Annotated in this window: 17 protein-coding genes; 5 read left to right on the forward strand and 12 right to left on the reverse strand. The window is 66.4% G+C overall.

Annotated features, from left to right (window positions below; all coding sequences use genetic code 11):
- Nucleotides 1–2 precede the first annotated feature (2 nt).
- Nucleotides 3–1481, forward strand: a complete 1479-nt coding sequence (locus IG178_RS12770) for an SUMF1/EgtB/PvdO family nonheme iron enzyme (protein ID WP_193212948.1) — start codon at nt 3–5, stop codon at nt 1479–1481.
- A gap of 603 nt (nt 1482–2084) precedes the next feature.
- A complete protein-coding gene (locus IG178_RS12775; RefSeq protein WP_193212949.1) occupies nt 2085–2498 on the forward strand; it encodes a hypothetical protein in 414 nt (137 codons plus the stop codon).
- Here IG178_RS12775 and IG178_RS12780 read toward each other — a convergent pair.
- Nucleotides 2495–2965: a nuclear transport factor 2 family protein gene (locus IG178_RS12780; RefSeq protein ID WP_193212950.1), complete on the reverse strand. Its 471-nt coding sequence runs from the start codon at nt 2963–2965 to the stop codon at nt 2495–2497. The two genes, IG178_RS12775 and IG178_RS12780, sit on opposite strands and share 4 nt — an antisense overlap.
- Before the next feature lie 141 nt (nt 2966–3106).
- On the opposite strand from IG178_RS12780, the gene IG178_RS12785 reads away from it, so the two are divergent.
- Nucleotides 3107–4096: a YHYH protein gene (locus tag IG178_RS12785; protein ID WP_193212951.1), complete on the forward strand. Its 990-nt coding sequence runs from the start codon at nt 3107–3109 to the stop codon at nt 4094–4096.
- A 5-nt stretch (nt 4097–4101) separates the two neighbouring features.
- Here IG178_RS12785 and IG178_RS12790 read toward each other — a convergent pair whose 3' ends face one another.
- Nucleotides 4102–5022 (reverse strand): cysteine peptidase family C39 domain-containing protein, encoded by a 921-nt coding sequence (locus tag IG178_RS12790; protein ID WP_193212952.1) that lies wholly within the window; start codon nt 5020–5022, stop codon nt 4102–4104.
- Between the two features lie 91 nt (nt 5023–5113).
- Between IG178_RS12790 and IG178_RS12795 the strand changes: the two genes are divergently transcribed.
- The gene (locus IG178_RS12795) at nt 5114–5854 is read left to right on the forward strand and encodes a class I SAM-dependent methyltransferase (RefSeq protein ID WP_193212953.1); all 741 of its coding nucleotides are present in this window, start codon (nt 5114–5116) and stop codon (nt 5852–5854) included.
- A 1-nt stretch (nt 5855) separates the two neighbouring features.
- Here the strand turns inward: IG178_RS12795 and IG178_RS12800 are convergent, their stop codons facing one another.
- The 8 genes from IG178_RS12800 to IG178_RS12835 form a co-directional block, all read right to left on the reverse strand.
- On the reverse strand, nt 5856–7187 hold the full coding sequence (locus IG178_RS12800; protein ID WP_193212954.1) for an Nramp family divalent metal transporter: 1332 nt from the start codon (nt 7185–7187) through the stop codon (nt 5856–5858).
- A gap of 28 nt (nt 7188–7215) precedes the next feature.
- Nucleotides 7216–8328: a DEAD/DEAH box helicase gene (locus IG178_RS26200; RefSeq protein WP_193212955.1), complete on the reverse strand. Its 1113-nt coding sequence runs from the start codon at nt 8326–8328 to the stop codon at nt 7216–7218.
- A gap of 478 nt (nt 8329–8806) precedes the next feature.
- Nucleotides 8807–9487, reverse strand: coding sequence for a response regulator (locus tag IG178_RS12810; protein WP_193212956.1), 681 nt, complete (start codon nt 9485–9487; stop codon nt 8807–8809).
- A gap of 50 nt (nt 9488–9537) precedes the next feature.
- Nucleotides 9538–11577, reverse strand: coding sequence for a histidine kinase (locus tag IG178_RS12815; RefSeq protein ID WP_193212958.1), 2040 nt, complete (start codon nt 11575–11577; stop codon nt 9538–9540).
- Nucleotides 11578–11622: 45 nt separating this feature from the next.
- Nucleotides 11623–12978, reverse strand: coding sequence for an MFS transporter (locus tag IG178_RS12820; protein ID WP_193212959.1), 1356 nt, complete (start codon nt 12976–12978; stop codon nt 11623–11625).
- A 6-nt stretch (nt 12979–12984) separates the two neighbouring features.
- Nucleotides 12985–13152 (reverse strand): hypothetical protein, encoded by a 168-nt coding sequence (locus IG178_RS12825; protein WP_193212960.1) that lies wholly within the window; start codon nt 13150–13152, stop codon nt 12985–12987.
- Nucleotides 13153–13333: 181 nt separating this feature from the next.
- Nucleotides 13334–13930 carry a 2OG-Fe(II) oxygenase gene (locus tag IG178_RS12830; protein WP_193212961.1) on the reverse strand — a complete coding sequence of 199 codons (597 nt, stop codon included), beginning with the start codon at nt 13928–13930 and terminating at the stop codon, nt 13334–13336.
- Nucleotides 13931–14110: 180 nt separating this feature from the next.
- On the reverse strand, nt 14111–14971 hold the full coding sequence (locus tag IG178_RS12835; protein ID WP_193212962.1) for a GNAT family N-acetyltransferase: 861 nt from the start codon (nt 14969–14971) through the stop codon (nt 14111–14113).
- Nucleotides 14972–15089: 118 nt separating this feature from the next.
- On the opposite strand from IG178_RS12835, the gene IG178_RS12840 reads away from it, so the two are divergent.
- On the forward strand, nt 15090–15626 hold the full coding sequence (locus IG178_RS12840) for a hypothetical protein (RefSeq protein WP_193212963.1): 537 nt from the start codon (nt 15090–15092) through the stop codon (nt 15624–15626).
- A gap of 44 nt (nt 15627–15670) precedes the next feature.
- On the opposite strand, the gene IG178_RS12845 is transcribed toward IG178_RS12840, so the two are convergent.
- Together IG178_RS12845 and IG178_RS12850 are read right to left on the reverse strand one after the other, a co-directional pair.
- On the reverse strand, nt 15671–15988 hold the full coding sequence (locus tag IG178_RS12845; protein WP_193212964.1) for a DnaJ family domain-containing protein: 318 nt from the start codon (nt 15986–15988) through the stop codon (nt 15671–15673).
- A gap of 59 nt (nt 15989–16047) precedes the next feature.
- A partial coding sequence (locus IG178_RS12850; RefSeq protein ID WP_226895384.1) for a DUF5722 domain-containing protein occupies nt 16048–17171 on the reverse strand: 1124 nt, incomplete at its 5' end.

Consider the following 17171-nt stretch of genomic DNA (forward strand, 5'->3'; position numbering starts at 1 on the left):
CCATGGACGAACCCTGCCTGCGCGCCGGCACCCTGCTGGGCGACTATCGACTGGAAGAATTCATCGCGGAAAGCCCGACCACGCTCACCTGGCTGGCCACCCAGGCGTCGATCGGGCGGCCGGTCTACCTGGTCGAGCTGAAACCCGGGGCGCTGGTGGAGCGTGAGCCCTTTCTCGCCGACATCCGGGCCCAGGCCGCGGTGGACCATCCGCTGGTCGGCTCGGTCTACGAAGCGGTGTCGGCGGAGGATCATTGCTTCGCCGCGTTCGAGCGCTTGCCAGGTGCGTCGCTGGAGGACCGGATGAATTCGCACGAGGCCCTGAAGCCGGTGCAGCTCGCCCACGTCCTGCGGAGGGTGGCCGAAGCCGCGCTGACCCTGGAGGCGGCGGGCACCGCAACGGCCGCGCTGGGGCCGGAACAGATTTTCCTCGATAGCCACGGCGTGGTCCGGCTGGGCAACCTGGCGCGTGCCGGCGGCCGCGATCCGGGGCAATCGACCGCCGACATCCGGCTGCTGGGCAAGGCGCTGCCGCCGCTGGTGGCCGACGGCCGGCCCGGGGCATCGCGCCTGAACACGGTGCTGGCCTGGATGCGCGGCGAGGGCCTGGAGCGCACGCTGACCTGGGCGGAAGTCCGCTCCTATGCCGAACAGATCGAGCAGCAGCTGGCGGAAACTCCATCGGCGGCCGCCCCGCCGACCGCCCGCGCGCAATCGCGGAAGTCGCCGCTGCCGCTGGTGGCCGGGGCTCTGGCGGTTCTCGGTGCCGCCGCGGGCTTGATGTTCATGAGCGGGGGCAAGGTCAAGGATGCCGCCGCGCCATTGCCAGCGGCGGTGGCCGTGCCGGCCGGGGAGTATCCGGTGCCGGACCGCGGACCGGCGTCCGTGGCTGCCTTCGAGTTGTCGGGCCACGAGGTGACGATCGGCCAGTACGACGAATTCCTGAAGTTTCTCGGCGGCCTCCCGGAGGAGAGCCGCAATGCCTACGACGACGGCTCACAGCCGGACAACAAAACCGGTCACGACCCGGACGGCTGGTCGGAGATGCTCGCCGCGGCGAAGTCCGGCGGCCAATGGCAGGGGCGCGCGATGAGCCTCGATTGCCCGGTGGTGAACGTCGACTGGTGGGATGCCGCGGCCTACTGCGAGTGGAAAAACGTCCGCTTGCCCAGCGAGGAGGAATGGTTCGCCGGATTGAGCCTGCGGCTGGCCGACCCCGCCGCGCTGCGGGCGTCCGGGTGGGGACGGGTCCAGGATGCACCGCCGACCGACCGCACGCCGGCGGGGCTGCTGGGCCTGGCCGGATCGGTCGCCGAGTGGACTTCCAGCCGCTCCATCAATCCCGCCAACCCGCTGGGAACCAAGAAGTGGGTGATTGCGGGGGCTTCCTATCTCAAGCCCGCCGGCGGCGCGCTGGCGCGCGAATGGACCGACGACCTCGGCCAGCGCCGGGCGGACCTCGGCTTCCGGGTGGCCAAGTGAGCCCGGGGTACAAGGATAGGCCGCCGAGGTCCCACCCCCGGCGGCCTGAATCATTTACCCGTAGTGCCCACACCCATGGACCGGGATCCTGATGTTGTGCTGTTTTCCCTTACATGAAAACCCACGCAGTGCGCGGTCTTCACGATCATAGACCCTTCGGTGTTCCAGACGTTCAAAGATTCTGAAAAGTTTTTCAAAATCTGCTCTCGAAGGGCGACGATCGGGTGGGTGGAGGCGCAGGTTCGGACCGTCTGCCGGGATCTGACATGAGATTCCGGACTTCGCCAATCCAGGGGCGATGACCCTGCTCCGGGGGTACAAGAGTAGGCCGCCGAGGTCCCACCCCCGGCGGCCTGAATCATTTACCCGTATGCCCACACCCATGGACTGGGATCCTGATTTTGTGCTGTTTCACCCTTACATGAAAACTCACGCAACGCGCGGTCTTCACGATCATAGACCCTTCGGTTTTCCAAACGTTCAAAGATTCTGAGAATTTTTTAAAAGAAAGGAGTGATCCTGCCGGAACCCGCCTGCCGGAGGCGGACGGAGCGAGTGTTTCGCCTCGTCGTGCACACCTGGCTGGGTTAGGGACCGGAAGCCGTGTTCGATCAATTCAGGGATGGCATCGCCTGTTTCCGGCGGATTTCGCCTGTCAGCAAAGTCCTGTGGGCCATGATGGCGACGGGGGCCGTGCTGCTCGCCACCGGTTATTTCAGCCGGTCCGTCGGGCAAAGCCTCGGCGGAACCGGGCTGATCATCTTCGTGATCGGGATGTCGATGGCCCGGCGCGATGCCGATGGCTTCGGCGCGGGGGTGTTCGCCGGCCTCGTGGTCGGGCTGTTCCTGTTCGCCTTCCTTCTGGTCCTGGCGGCGGTTGCCTACGGGGTGATCGGCCTGCTCCATGGCTTCGATCCGGCCAATGCCGTCCGGCTGTTGCACGCCACCGCGGTGCTGACCGTGGTGACCCTGGTGCTCAACCTGCCGGCGACGATCCAATCGGCTGACGATCGTTAGGACCGATCGGGGATCATCGTGTTCTGGAATAGCAGGACCTTCCACTCTCCGGCCTCGCGGCGGAACACGCGGGTGAAGCGGAACTTCGTCGCCGGCACCGCCTTGCCGCCGCGTTCGGCGAGCGCCTCGATGAGGCCGGTGGCGATCGCGGTGTTGCCGTCGATGAACCATTCGATCTCGGGTGTCTTGTAGGACGTGAAAGAAAGCACCCCGGATTCGATGTCCTTGAGGAAGGCATCCTTGGTCAGGCGGCTGCCGAAGACGTTGTTGTGGATGTGCTGGTCGGAGAGCAGTTCGCGGAGCAAGGGCACATCCTCGCGTTCGTAGGCGTCGGTGAGCTTGTCGTTGAGTGCCTGGAGCTCTTGACGCAGCGCGGTGGCTTCGGGGGCGACGGCAGGAGTGCCGGCCCGTTTGCAGCCGGTGTGCACCAGGATGGCCAGGCAGAGCGAAAGGGAGAGTCTTTTCATCGGGGGAGGATGGTTCGGCGGAGGATCGCTGCCGGGACGGCCGATGTCGAGACAGCGGCGCGTTCCTTCGCGGGCCTTCACAAACTCTTAACGATCGTGGGCTTGGGCGGAAGCGGGCGGCGGAATAGCTTGGCCTTCTTCATGAACGTTTTCCTCCGCCTCGTCCTGTGCTTCGTCTTGCCGGTCGCGATCGCCCCGGCCCATGAAACCGGCGATGCTGCCCATGACCGTCCGACACGGGACTCGGGGAAAGTCGAGCCGAAGCATCAGGTCAGCATCGAGACGACGGAGACCCAGCGGATCATCCGTTCAAACGGTTGGCCGGACCACGAGCCCGGGAGATTCCCGAACCGCGGCAATCCCAACCGGATCTCCGAGCAGAACTACGAGTTCCGGATGCCGTTGAAGCCGGAGAAGGCATCGCGGCCTATCCCATCGGGCCATGCTTACTTCGGGGTGGCGCTCAACGGCGTGCCGTTCGAACCCGGCACCGCCGAAGTCTGGAACCGCGATCCGTCGTCGGGGTGGCACTATCAGGCGATGAGCGGGAAGATGGACCTGGGCCTGGACAGCCATCACGCGCACGTGCAGCCGAACGGCGCCTATCATTATCACGGGTTGCCCACCGGCCTGCTCGACCGCTTGAAGGCGAAGGACGACCGGATGACCCTGGTGGGCTGGGCAGCCGACGGCTTCCCGATGTATGCGGTCTACGGCTACTCCGACGCCTCGGACCCGAAGAGCCAGGTGCGCGAGTTGAAGTCGAGCTACCGGCTGAAAGCCGGCAAGCGGCCGAAGGAGGCGAACGGGCCGAACGGCAAACACGACGGGCTCTTCGAGGAGGACTTCGAATACGTCGAGGGACTGGGCGACCTTGATGAACTCAACGGCCGCGAGGGCGTGACGCCGGAGTTCCCGGAGGGCACCTACTACTACGTGATCACCCGCGACTACCCGTTCATCGGGCGCTCGTGGCGGGGAACCCCTGATCGTTCGTTCCAGAAGGGTGGACCGGGTGGTCCCGGGGGGAGGGGCGGGCCGCCGGGACGCCGTCCGCCGCCGGGGACCGATGGCTTTCCGCCGGGACCGCCGCCACCGCACGACGGCCGCCGTGGCCCGCCGCGGGAGTGATCCGGTTACGGGGATGCTGCGGGCTGGTCCCGCGGCCGGACCGCGGTGAAGCGCGGGCTGAAGAATTTGCGGTGGATCCAGCGGGTGGCGTGGCCATGTCGTGTCGGGTAGAAATTGTCCGCGACGCCGAAGAACGTCGCTCCGTTCACGGTCGTCTCGCCGACCCCGACGAGCGCATGTCCCCATGAAAGCTCCGGCTTGTGGGGAACCCGGACGTAGCAGGAGAGAAGGACCGGCCGGCCCGCGGCGAACTCATCCGCCGCCTTCTCAAGCGGTTCCATGGTGACCGCGAAGTCCACGCCGCAGGCCGCCGCATCCTTCTGGAGGACCTCGGCCATCGTGGCGGGTGAGGCTCCGGTGAGATCCATGGCCTGGTCGGCAAAGCCGTCACGGTCGTGAATCAGGGTGACCGGCAGGTGCTCGCGCAGGCGCAGGGTGATGGCGGTGGTGTCGGCGGTTCCGGTTCGGCCCCGCCACTTCGGCGCCCCGTGGTCGGCCCACCACGAGACCAGGCTGGCCGCGGACGTGGGAACACATCCGGAAGCCACGGGGAGCTCGTCCTTGCGCGGGATCGGGAACTGCTGGGTGGCGGTCACGCCCTTGACGAAGCGCATCCCTTCGCCGGCGAACTCCAGGTCCTGGTCGAGCGCGAATTCAATCAGGGCGCTGCCTTCCCACATCAGGTAGCCGGTGGCACCGCCGGCGGTTTCGATCCTGGCGTAGCCGACCGGCGGGAGTTCGACTCGGTTCGACAAATCGGCCTTCTGTTCGACCACGCGGACGTCGGTCACCTTTGCGTCCTTCCAGGGAGTTCCCCACGCTTGGGCCGCCAGTTCGGCGAGATGCGCAGCCGCCGGCTGATCGGCGGCGCCTGCCTGGAGCGGGATGGATGTCGCGACGAAGGCGGCCCGGAGAAAACGCTGCATTCCAAAGAATGGCGAACTCCCGTCCGCGCCGGCAAGGACGGAGGCGGAATTAGCCCTGCCCACAGGGAAGCGGCTGTGCCTACAACGCGCCATGCAACCGACGCCCCGCTTCGAGGAACTGGACTATCGCGAGACTCCGCTTGGGGAACTGATCCTGCGGCGCCGCACGATCCCGACCCTCGAGAACCTCGAGGTGCATGAGATCATCCTCGGCGACGCCTACCTGATGACCAGCATGTTCACCGAGGTGGAGCAGGCCTTGTCGCGGCTCGGGGTCGCCGCGACCCGGCGGGCATTTCCCGGCGAAAGTACGCTGGATGTCGTGGTGGGAGGGCTTGGCCTGGGTTACACGGCGCGGGCCGCGTTGGAGGAGGATCGTGTCGGCTCGTTGATCGTGGTCGACTACCTCCAGCCGGTGATTGATTGGCACGAGAAGGGCCTGGTTCCCCTCGGGCCCGGGCTGGTCGCGGACCCGCGGTGCCGGTTTGTTCACGGCGACTTCTTCGAGCTCGCGCTGGGTGCGGGGTTCGATCCGGAGGCGCCCGGCCGCAAGTTCCACGCGGTGCTGTTGGACATCGATCACTCGCCGTCCAACCTCCTCCACGAGCGCCACGCGGCGTTTTACGGCCCGGACGGCTTGCGGCGACTGGCGGACAAGATCCATCCCGGCGGGATCTTCGCCCTGTGGTCCGACGACCCGCCGGAAGAAGGCTTCATGAGTGCGCTCGGCGAAGTGTTCGATTCGTGCGAGTCGCACGTCGTCACCTTCCACAATCCCCTGCGGGACAACGAGTCGGCCAGCACCGTCTACGTCGCGCGAAGGCGCGGATGAGCTACCACTTGCGGATCTGGTCCCAGACCGAGTAGAGGCCGACCAGCGTCATCAAGGCCGAGGAAAGCCACAGCATGAGGACCCAGGCGCGCTTCGGCGCGAGGGCAGGGATCGTCCAACTGCGGTGGAAGTAAAGGGCCGCGATCGCGAGCAAGGGCAGCATGACGCCCTGGGCCACCGCGCCGACGGTCACCAGCGTCACCGGCGCTCCGACCAAGAGGAAGAACAGCAGGTAGAGCGCGGGCAGGACCACGCAGGCGATCCGGATGTGCCGCTGGCGGGCTTCGGCGGAAGCTTCTTTCACCAGGCCGAACATCTTGAGCAGGTCGGCAAACAGGCGGCCGTTGGAAGCGGTGGAGATGAACACGGTGGAGTAGAGCACGATGAAGGCTCCGACGATGAAGACCCACAGCCCGGCCTCGCCGAAGGACTCGCTGTAGAGCACCGACAGGTTCGGGATCACGTTGTCGTTCTCGATTTCCAGACCCTGCCCGTGCAGCACCGCCGCACCGAGCAGGTAGAAGGCGATCGTCGCGACGGTGTAGACGACCATCGAAACCCAGGCATCCCAGCGCAGCACCCGCAGCCAGCCACGGGCGCGCTCCGCCCATTCCGGCGAGCCGTCGTTTGGCCCGGTGTAGCGGGCATATCCTTTTTCCAGGCACCAGTAGGGGTAGTAGATCAGCTCGGAAGCACCGACGCCGACCACCCCGAACGCGGCGAAGGCGACGGTGAAGTTCTCCGGCAGGTCGAAGGTCAGGCCGCCGGCGATGTCCGCGGCGGTAATCGCATAAGGTGTCCGGTAGAGCGCGAACACGGCGAAGATGGTGAACAGCGTGAACAGCCCGACCATCAGGGTGGAGAAGCGCTCGACGAAGGCGTAGCGGCCGATTGCCAGCAGCACCGCGCATGAGCCGGTCACGATCAGCGCCCAGATGCCGGTCGACAGCTCCGAGCCGCCGAGCCGGAACACCGAGGCGATGCCGCCGACGATACCGGCCAGCTGGAAGAAGGTGGCGACGAACATCGCGAGCCACACCCAGACCATCCAGGAAACCTTGAGCCGCGGGCCCGGGACCGAGTTCATCGCCTCGAGCATGGTCACCCCGCGGGTGATCACGTGGCGGCCCAGCTCGATCTGGACGAAAACCTTGATCAGGCAGGCGAAGATGATGAACCAGAGCAGCGCGAATCCGTTCTCAGCGCCGGTCTTGGTGGTGACGATCAGTTCGCCGGAGCCGACGATCGAGGCGGAAATGATCAGGCCGGGCCCGAGCTGCTTCAGCAAGCCACCCGCGGTGACGGGGGCGTCCTTGATAGGGGAGGGTTCCATGGGTTCGAACCCTCCTATACGCCAGGACCTAACGGATCTCACTGAAAACCACCCCGAGCTGGTCGCCGATCCGTGTCAGCTTCGCCCGCTCGCGGGGCTCGATCAGGGTGACGGAGACCCCTTTGCGCCCCGCGCGGGCGGTGCGGCCGCTACGGTGGGTGTAGTATTCCAGCTGGTCCGGAACCTGGTGGTGGATGACAAAGGAGAGGCCCTCGACGTCGATCCCCCGTGCCGCGACGTCGGTCGCGACCAACACGCGGAAGCGCTCCTTCTTGAACGACCGCATGACCTTGTCGCGCTCGGGCTGGGTGAGGTCGCCCTGGAGGACGTCGACGGCGTGGCCCAGCTTGGCGAGCTGCTTGCCGAGGGTGATCGCGCCGGCCTTGGTGCGGCAGAAGACGAGGCCCCGTTCATCGGGACGGCGCTCGAGGAAGTCGTCGATGAAGGCCGCCTTCTCGTCGCGGGCGCAGACGGCGAAACGATGGTCGATGTCGCGGTTGACGACATGGGCGCGATCCACCGCCAGCGTGCGCGGCGTTTCCAGCATGCAGTGGCGGATCAGTTGCTGGATCGAATCCGGGAAGGTGGCGGAAAAGAGCCAGGTGGCCCGCCGTTGGCCGGTGAGGTCGACGATCCGGGAAAGCTCCTTCTTGAAACCCATGCCCAGCATCTCGTCGGCCTCGTCGAGAACCAGGTACTTCACGGCGTCCAGGGACAGCGCTTTCTTGTTCACCAGTTCGACCAGCCGGCCGGGGGTGGCGACCACGATCTGGGTCGGACGCTGCAGGGCGGCGATCTGGCGGTCCATCTTGTCGCCGCCGCTGACGACCTCGGTGAAGATTTTTGCCGAGTGCTTGGTGAAGCGGAACAGCTGCTTGCCGATCTGCTTCGCGAGTTCGCGGGTCGGCGCGACGACCAACCCCTGGATCTCCTTCGACTTCGGGTTGATCTTGGTCAGCAGGGGCAGGCCGAAGGCGGCGGTCTTGCCGGTACCGGTCTGGGCTTGGGCGATCAGGTCGCCGCCGTTCTCCATCAGGAAAGGGATGGCCTTTTCCTGGATCTCGGTCGGCTTGAGGATGCCGAGCTCCTCGATGCCTTGGATGAGATCGGCGGGAATCCCGAGTTCTTTGAAAGTGCTCACGGTGGTGGAAAGTCTGGAGGTCGTTGCGGCCGGGCGGGCCGGACGGTGGGCAGCCGGAAGGCAAATGACGAGCGGTGAATCCGTCTCCCTGCCGGGCCTCCCTCGAAATTCCCCACCCCCTGAAAACGAAGAGGGGCCGCGCACTCACGCGGCCCCTATCTAAATTTCGTCATGAAATTTCGCTATTCCCTTGGGGATTGCTCCCGTTCGGTTGAGAGGACTATGGCCAAAAATGCGGTCTCTGTCTTGTCCCTAAGATTTGGGACAGCCCGCATGGCCTGAAATCCGCCGGCGAAAATGCGTTTCCCCGGAAAACGAAGAGGGACCGCGCACCCACGCGGTCCCTTTTGAATTCGTCATGAAATCATCTTCCCTCGGGGATTGCTCCCTCCGGATGCGCGAACCATGGCGATATTTCGGGTTCCTGTCATGTCCCTAAAAATTGGGACACGCGGGAAAAGGTTGGAATTCCAGTGGGTTACGACAAATCCAGCAGGCCGCGGCGGATCGCTTCGCTGACGGCGGCCGGCAAATTGCGGACGTGCAGCTTGTCGAAGCAGCGCTTGATGTACTCGGTGACCGAGTGGGTGCTGATCTGCAGGGCGTCGGCCATTTCCTGTCGGGTCAGGCCTTTCGCGGACAGTTGCAGCACCTCGCACTCGCGTGCGGACAGCGATTCGCCGTCCTGGATGGGGCTGAGTTTGCGGAAAGTCTGCAGGATCATGCCGGCGATCTTCGGATCCAGCGGGGTGCCGCCGGCGAGGACTTCCTCGAGGGTCGAGATCAACCGGGTGGCGCTGCCGGCCTTCACCAGGTACCCGTGGGCGCCGGATTCGAGGGCGGCGAACACCTTGGCCTTGTCGGTGAAGGCGGTGAGCACCAGCACCTGGACCAGCGGCAGCAGTTCGCGGATCTTCTTGATGCCGTCGATGCCGCTCATCCCGGGCAGGCCGAGGTCCGACAGCACCAGGTCGGCAGTGAGGCCGCCACGGATCGCCTCGAGCGCGTCCTCCATCGTGGAAAACTCGCCGACGCAGTCGTAGCCGCGCTCCTTGAGGACCATCGACACGGACTCGCGGAAATCGGCATGGTCCTCGATGAGGATCAGCCGGATCGGTTTTTTGGCCGGATCGGCCTCGGATGTCGGTTTGGCAGCCACCGCGGGAAGAGATAGCCGAAGGAAGGACGTTCGCAAAGCAGAGGTTCGGCTCAGGAACCGGGCCGGCGCTTGCGGCCGAGGGGGATCGACAGGTCGAGGCGGGTTCCTTCGTCGGGGCAAGTGTCGACCTTGAACTCGGCACCGAGCGCCTTGACCCGCTCGCGCAAGGCACGCTGGGTGGCGGGGCGTTCGAGCTTCTGGGGGTCGATCCCGACGCCGTCGTCGGCGACGGTCAGGCGGAAGCGGCCGTCGTCCTGCTCGGCGCGGATGTCGACGCGGGTCGCCTTGGCGTGGCGGAGGATGTTGTGAAGCGCCTCGCGGAAGAACAGGAAGAGATGGCGGTTTTCCTCGTCGGAGAGCTCGACCTGCCACGCGGCTTCGTTGGCGGTGAAGTCCCACTCGAGGCGCTCGAGCATGATCGAGCTGGTCTCGCGCAAATGCTCGACGGTGCCGATGCGGTGGTCGCCCTGCGGCCGCAGCAGCCAGACGATGTCGCGCACCGCGCTGACGGTTTCGGCGGCGATCCGCTGGATCCGCTTCAGCTCTTCGGACGGGCCCGAGCGTCCTTCGGCGAGGTCGGCGATCATCTGGATGCTGCCGAGGTTGCTGCCGACCTCGTCGTGCAGGTCGCCGGCGATGCGCTCGCGGACCTGGGTCAGTTGCTTCTTCGCCTTCGACCGGTAGCGCAGGGGCAGGGCGACGAGCAGGATGGCTCCCAGCCCGCCGCAGGTGGCGAAGGCGGCCAGGCCGGCGCGGCGCCAGCCGGCGATGATGGCCTGGGACTCCTGCCTCAGGTCGAACTGGCGTTGCTCGAGGGCCAGCCGGCGGTCGAGGTCGACCAGCCAGGCCCGTCGCGATACCAGGCGGCCGTCGGGTCCGAAGCCGTCGCTGAGGCTGGCGGTGTTCCACGATTGGAAGCCCGGGCCGACGACATTGCCGAGGCTGAAGGGCGACTGGAAGGTGGCGCCTTTGGCCTGGTTCATCTCGCCGTCCAGCACCTCGACCTCGCTCAGGGCGAAGAAGGCCGGGTAGTTTTCAAAGGCCTTCCACAACTCGGTCACCTGGATCTTCAGATACTGCGCCTTGCAGCGTTCGAGCGGGATCAGCACCGGGTTGTGGCCGGGATTGGTTATCTCGACGTCCTTCTCGCACAGCGTCTCGACCGGCCGTCCGCCGCTCCGCGTCGCCGATGCGGTGACCTTGAAGCGCCGCGGGAATCCGAATCCGCTCGGCAGGTCCGAGGTCGGCCGCTTGGCGGGGAACAGGCGGATCGCGTCGAATTCGCAGGGTTTGCCGAGGTCCATTTCGATCCACACCGGGTCGTTGGCTTTGGGGCGGCCCTCGGAAATCCAGCCGACATTGCGGTGCACCTCGCCGGGCAGCTCCGGCAGGCCGAGCGGCGTCAGGCCGTCGACCAGGAAGGCGTTGTTCCACTGCCACGGGGCCGATGGCGCCACCCCGCCCGAGCTGGTCACGGCGGCCTGGCGGGCGACATTGGTGTCGCCGGAAAAGAGGAAGGCTTCCGCCCAGGCGTGGACGTAGCTGTCCAGCACATCGGGATCGAGGCGCAGCTGGCCGGCGGTGATCCGCAGCCCGGCCGCGGTGACCGCCGGGCTGACCGGATAGACGAAGGGGTGGCCGGTGCGCACGGGATCGGCCCACAGGTTGCGCTCGTCGGCAATCCGCGCGACGACCTCGCCCGCGCCGTCGATCAGGTCGACGGTGAAGTCGTCCGGCAGTCCGAATTGCGACTCCAGCCCGCTGACCCCGTAACGGCGGGCGGGGACCAGGGCGACCAGGTCGATCTCGTGCGCTTCCGGGCAGCGCAGCTCGACCGAGTAGGAGGAACCGGCCTCGGCCCGGGCGCCGGGGTGCATGCTGGCGAAACCGCCGGTGCCGCCCTGGTCGGCCACCGGGACTTCGGGCAGGGACGGCAGCTGGCCGCGGATATCGACCAGCTCGCGCTCGACCCCGTCGAGACGGCCGTCGACCTTGCGCGCCAGCCGGTACTCCCAGCTCGCCTCTTCGGCCCCGAGGTGGGCGGGGAGTATCAGGGGAAGAAGGAGCAGAATCCGGCCCGAGCGTGTCATCTGGCGGCGAACCTAACGACGATTGCCTGCCGCGGCCAGCCCGCGCTACGGCAGGGGCGCGGGATCCCGCGGGATGCGGATGATCCGCTTGAAGACCAGCAGCCCGACGGTCAGGCAAACGCAGGAGCCGATGACCACCGAACCCGGCGCCGAGACGTGCTTGGCGAGGAAGCCGGCGACCAGGCTGCCGACCGAGCCGAGGCCCAGGAAGCACAGCGAGTAAAAGCCCATGATCCGCCCGCGCAGGTGGTCCGGCGAGCGCAGCTGGGTCGCGGTGTTGGCGGTGGCGAGGAAGACGATCATGAAAAAGCCGGCGCACAGCAGCAGCGCGCAGGACAGCCAGAAGGTCGTCGACAGCGCGAACAGGATCAGGAAGGTGCAGCACCCCGAGAGGCCGACGTAGATCAGCGCCCGGCGGGTGAACTTTTTCCCGACCGACGCCAGGGTGAGGCCGCCGATCAGCGCGCCGCCGCCGTTGAAGGCCATCAGGATTCCGAAGGCCTTGGCGTCGCCGTGGAGGATGTCCTTGGCGAAAACCGGCATCAGCACCGCGAAACTCACGCCGAAGACGCTGAAGGTCGATACCAGGATCATGATCGCCCGCAGCGGACCGTTGCCGGCGATGTAGGCGAAGGCCTCGCGGATGGCGGCGAGGAACGGCGGGTGGTCGGTCCGCTTCTCGAACTCCGGCAGCTTCAACATCCCGTAGCCGGTGATCACCGCGATGTACGAGAGTCCATTGAGAAGGAAACAACCGGCCATACCCACGACCCCGATCAGCAGCCCCGCCACCGCCGGACCGACGACGCGCGCCAGGTTGAACATCGACGAGTTCAGCGCGATGCCGTTGATCAGGTCGTCGCGGCCGACCAGCTCGACCACGAAGGACTGGCGCGCCGGGACGTCGAAGGCGTTGACGATTCCTAACAGGAAGCCGATCGCCGCGACGTGCCACACCTGGATGAGGCCGAAATAGACCAGCGCCGCCAGCGCCAGGGCGAGCAGCATCGAGGCGCCCTGGGTGAAGAGGAGAATGGTCCGCTTCGGGTGGCGGTCGGCGATGATGCCACCCCACAACGCGATCAGCGCGAAGGGCAGCATGTTCGCGAAGCGGATGAAGCCCAGCGCCACCGACGAGCCGCTGAGTTCGTAGACCAGCCAGCCTTCCGCGGTGGATTGCAGCCAGGTGCCGATCAGCGAGATGACCTGGCCGCTGAAGAAGATCCGGTAGTTGCGGTGGCTGAAGGCCGAGAAGGCGGCCTTGAGGCCGACCTTGCCGACGGGCTGCCGGCGGATGTCCCCCGCCTCGGCGTTGGGAATCTCCGCGGTGTTCGCACGCTGGGGGTCATCGGCCACGACGCGGGCAGACTCGGCGCGGACCGCCGGGGTGTCCACCCGCATGTCGGGTCATTTTCCCGGGCCGTTCAAGGTCCCGAGTTGACGTTGGAATCCACCTGCAGGAATGCCGTGGGGATCCTCGATCATCTCGGATCCCTCGCCGAAAGGGGGAGCGACCCCGGCGGCAGCGTCGATGCGGACCGGCTGGGCGGTGGCATTGAACCCGGCTTGCTTCAACAGGCCGATCAGTCCGGCGGGCGAAGCTGAAGTCAGCGCAAGGCGGAAGCGCTTTGGAGTGAGGCGGCAGCACCGGCGTGGTCCCAAAGCGGTGTCGCCGCTCGATGACTCGCTTTGCCACCGCACTCCAAATGGCTCTCGGCCGCCCGACGGGAGCCCGTGGCAGTTTCCGTCTGGTGGACTACCGCTGTCGGAACCAGCCGGTGATGCTCATCCGTGTCTTCATCGCCGGTTGCACCTCGTGCCAGAAATCGCCGGCCAGGAAACAGACCAGGGTTCCCATCCGCGGCTCGATCAGGACGAAGTCGCCCTCTTTGTCCCCGGGGCTCGTCCACAGCTTGAGTTCGCCGCCGTCGCCGGGCTGCCAGTCGGGGTTGAGATAGAGGATCGCGGTGACGATGCGGTCCTGGGTCCCCGCATGCCGGTCGAGGTGGGCCTTGTAGAATGCGCCTTCCGGATAGATCGCGAAGTGGCCCTCGAATTCGAAGAGGCCGAGGTAGAAGCGCCGGTTGAGTTCCAGCCGCAGCGATTCCAGGCGCTCGAGATAGGCCTGCTGTTCCACGGAAAGGTCATCGGGCTGAAGCCACATCACCTCGTCGCGGCGGATGTCCTCGCGGATGGTCAGGTTTTCCCCGCGGCCGACACCGGCCCGGCGGAACTCGCCGTTTTCCCAAGCCTGCCCGCACTCCCGCACCAGGCGCGCGGCGTCGTCGTTCTCCAGGAATCCGGGGACCACCGACCAACCTTGCCGGTCGATGTCGCTCAACAGCTCGTTCATCGCGCCGATGAGCACGAGCCGGAGGTCGCGGGCGAGCTATTTGTTCGAAGCCGGCACCAAATTTTCGACCAGCTTGTGGGAGGGAACAACGAAACGAGCGAAATGAACTAGAATTTGATGATCTCAGAATTGGAGACCTTCTCGAGTCTCCCGCTTTCGCGAAATTCGATCGTTTCGTGGTTATCCCAACTCGAAGGTCGTGATGCCGTAGGTCTTCTGCAGGACCATCACCGGCGGCGGACCGTGGTACATGCGGGCGCAGCCGAAGACTTCCTGCATGCCTTTCTTCCGTGCCAGTTCCATCGCGGCGTCGTGGTTCTCCGGCACGTCGAGGAAGACCGCCTCACCCGCGGCGGCGTCGGCCAGCGCGTCGAACAAGGCGGCGGCGGTTTCCGGGTCGTCGGCGAAGAGCGGGCCGATCTTGTGGCCGGTCCGGCAGCGGCGGATCACCCCGTAACCGGCCAGCCGGTCGCCCATCATGAAGCCCAGTGCACGGGAATCCGGCAACTGGATCCAGGCGCGCAGGAAGCGGTCCCGCACGACCCCGAAGCAGGGCAGATCGTAGGCGGCCACCTGCTCGAAGGGCAGCTTGGAAAGCGCGACGATCCGCGGGTCCGGAGCCGCCTTCGCACCGACGCCTTCCATCCGCAGGTTGCGGTGGCTGAAGACGAAGCCACCCTTCGCGTACCAGTCCTGCATGTTGAAAACGCCGTCCATGCCGATCGCCGCCCCGGGCCGCAGGCGCTCCCGCAGCCGGTCGCGGCGATGGAACCACAGCCGGGTCCCGATCCCTTGGCCGCGCAGGCCGTCGCGGACGATGAAGAAGCCCATGAAGCCGTAGCGGCCCTCGTAGGAAACGACCGATCCGGTGGCGACCAGTTCGCCGTGGTATTCGGCGCCGACGAAGCCTTCCGGATCGGTGTTCCAAAACACGTCGGCATCGTGCAGGCCGGGATTCCAGCCTTCGGCCGCCGCCCACTCGACCGCGGTGTCGAATTCGGCGCGGGTGAGGAGGCGGATGTTCAGGGCGTCGAGGTTCATGGCGGGAGGTCAGGGAGTTCGCCGAGCATGGCGGGTGCGACGGCCGAAATCAATGCCGCTCCGAGCCGCGCTCCGGGCCCTTGTGCGACTTCCCGCCATTCGCCATGCTGCCTTCCACATGAGAACACTCGCGCTTGCCCTGCTTTGCCTGCTCGCCCTGCCGCTTGCCGCCGAAACCGCGCCGGACCTGCGCGGACTGGTGCGGGAGAAGGCGAGCCTCGAGCGCCGGATTATCAAGCTCTTCAGCGAAAAGGGTCTCCACAGGAACGAGGAGTACCGCATGGCGTCGGCGGCCGCGGCGCAGGCCTCACGGGAATTCAGCGCGGCGCGCAAGGATCACCCCCAGGTCAAACCACTGCTCAAGAAGAGCGCCGAGGCGCAGGCCTTGATGATGAAGGCCCAGCGCGAAGGCGACGCGGAAGCCCGCAAGGCCGCGATGAAGGAATTCACCCAGGTGCGGATCGAGGTCGAGAAGGCATCCGCCGGGATCCCGGAGCTCGAGGAGTCCCGCAAGAAGGCCCAGGCGGCCAACGAGGCCTCTGAAAAGGTCCGCCGCCGGCTTCTCGGCGAGACGGAAGACGGCAAGAAGCTCCTCGCGGAACTCGAGGCGCTGGATGTCCGCGTCAAGGCGGCCCGCGAAGCTGCCGGCAAGTAGCACCGGATGCGCGCGTTCCGCCTTGCCTGCGGAGGGCGCTCTCCCTAGCCGCGTCGCATGCGTTCCAGTGCCATCTGGAATTGTGCGCGCAGCTCCGAGATCCGGTTGCGCTGCCGGATCCGTTCTTCGGCTCCGCTGCAGCCGGCGAGCTCCTTTTCGAGCGTCTCGGCCTGCTTGAGCAATTCCACCTCGGGCGGAAGGAAGTCGTGGCCCCGCAGCATTGCGAAGCCCGCGCGCCACTCCGCGGGCGTCTTGAAGTAGTTCTCCAGATCGACCTCCGTCCCCGGCGGTGGCGGCGTCAGCTCGCCGGCCGCGATCGCCTCGTCGATCAAGCGTTCGCCCAGTCTGGAAAGCTCCGACACCGGGAAAGGGGAACCATTGCGGGCGCCCCCGTGCCAAGGGAAATGAGGTCCCACACGGCTCACAGTCCGGTGACCGGTCCCTGGTGGCGGACTTCCTCCCAATTGCGGATGCCGATGATTTCCTTGGCGAACTCGAAGGCCTCCTCCTCGTGGTCGGTGCCGATGGCGCGGTAGACGTGCCAGATCGGTTTGATGCCCAGCGGGTCTTCCGGGTCGTCGCCGAACTTCCGCAGTCCCAGGCGCAGGCCGCCCTCGCTGTGGTCGTCGGCCCACAGGTGATACTGGAAGGCGCGGACCGTCGCGAGCTTCTCGATCTTCTTCCAGACGTAGGCCATGCTGGCGGCCTGGGCGGAGAGCGTTGCCGGATCGTAGTCCGGGGAATTGACGCCCTGTTCGGTGAGCTGGATCTCGCGCGGCCGGCCGCGGTAGGCGACCCGGGGCTGGCGGGCCCAGGCGTCGAGCACCTCGATGTTGCGGTAGGTCAGGTAGGGCGTGCCGATGTCGAAGGTCGCCTCCTTGTCCTCCCAGACCCGCGGGTTGGTGAGGTCCTGGGCATAGGGGTGGAAGGCGATCGCCCACGGGAAGTCGCCTTCCTTGCGGCTGAAATCGACGAGGTGGCCGAGGAGCTCCCGTGCCGGATGGGCACGGGGGTCGAGCGAGATGGTCCAGCAATGCTCGAGCGAGATCAGCGCCGTCGCGTTCGCGTCGTACTGGCGGGCTAGTAGATGGGCCGTGCGCATCGACTTCTGGTAGAGGTCGAGGTAGGTGATCGACGACTTGTCCCCGGCGTTGCTCCAGAAGAAGCCGCTGTTCACCTCGTTGTGCATGATCCAGTGGTGCACGCGGCCGAACTCGCCGTCGGGGCGCGAGTAGCGCTCGGCGAGGAAGTTCATCGCCGCGGCGTAGGCGTTGACGCCCTCGCGGCTGGTGAAGTTGGGAAGGACATAAATGCCGGGCGAGGCGGCATCGGGATGGCCGGCGGTGCGGATCCAGGACCCGGACGGCGAGTCGCCGGGCGGCTGCATCAGGATGATGGCGGAAAGCATGCACTCCCGCTCCGCCGCCTGGCGGATCATCCGGTCATAGGAGGCGACGACCTCCGGGTTGAGCATCCAGGTCCGGCCGCCATGGGTGACGGGCAGGCCGCCGCCGGCACCCGGCGGCTGGGAGGGGGGGTTGGGGA

Source organism: Neoluteolibacter marinus, assembly GCF_014904755.1.
In the GTDB taxonomy this organism is placed as follows: Bacteria; Verrucomicrobiota; Verrucomicrobiia; order Verrucomicrobiales; family Akkermansiaceae; genus Haloferula; species Haloferula marina.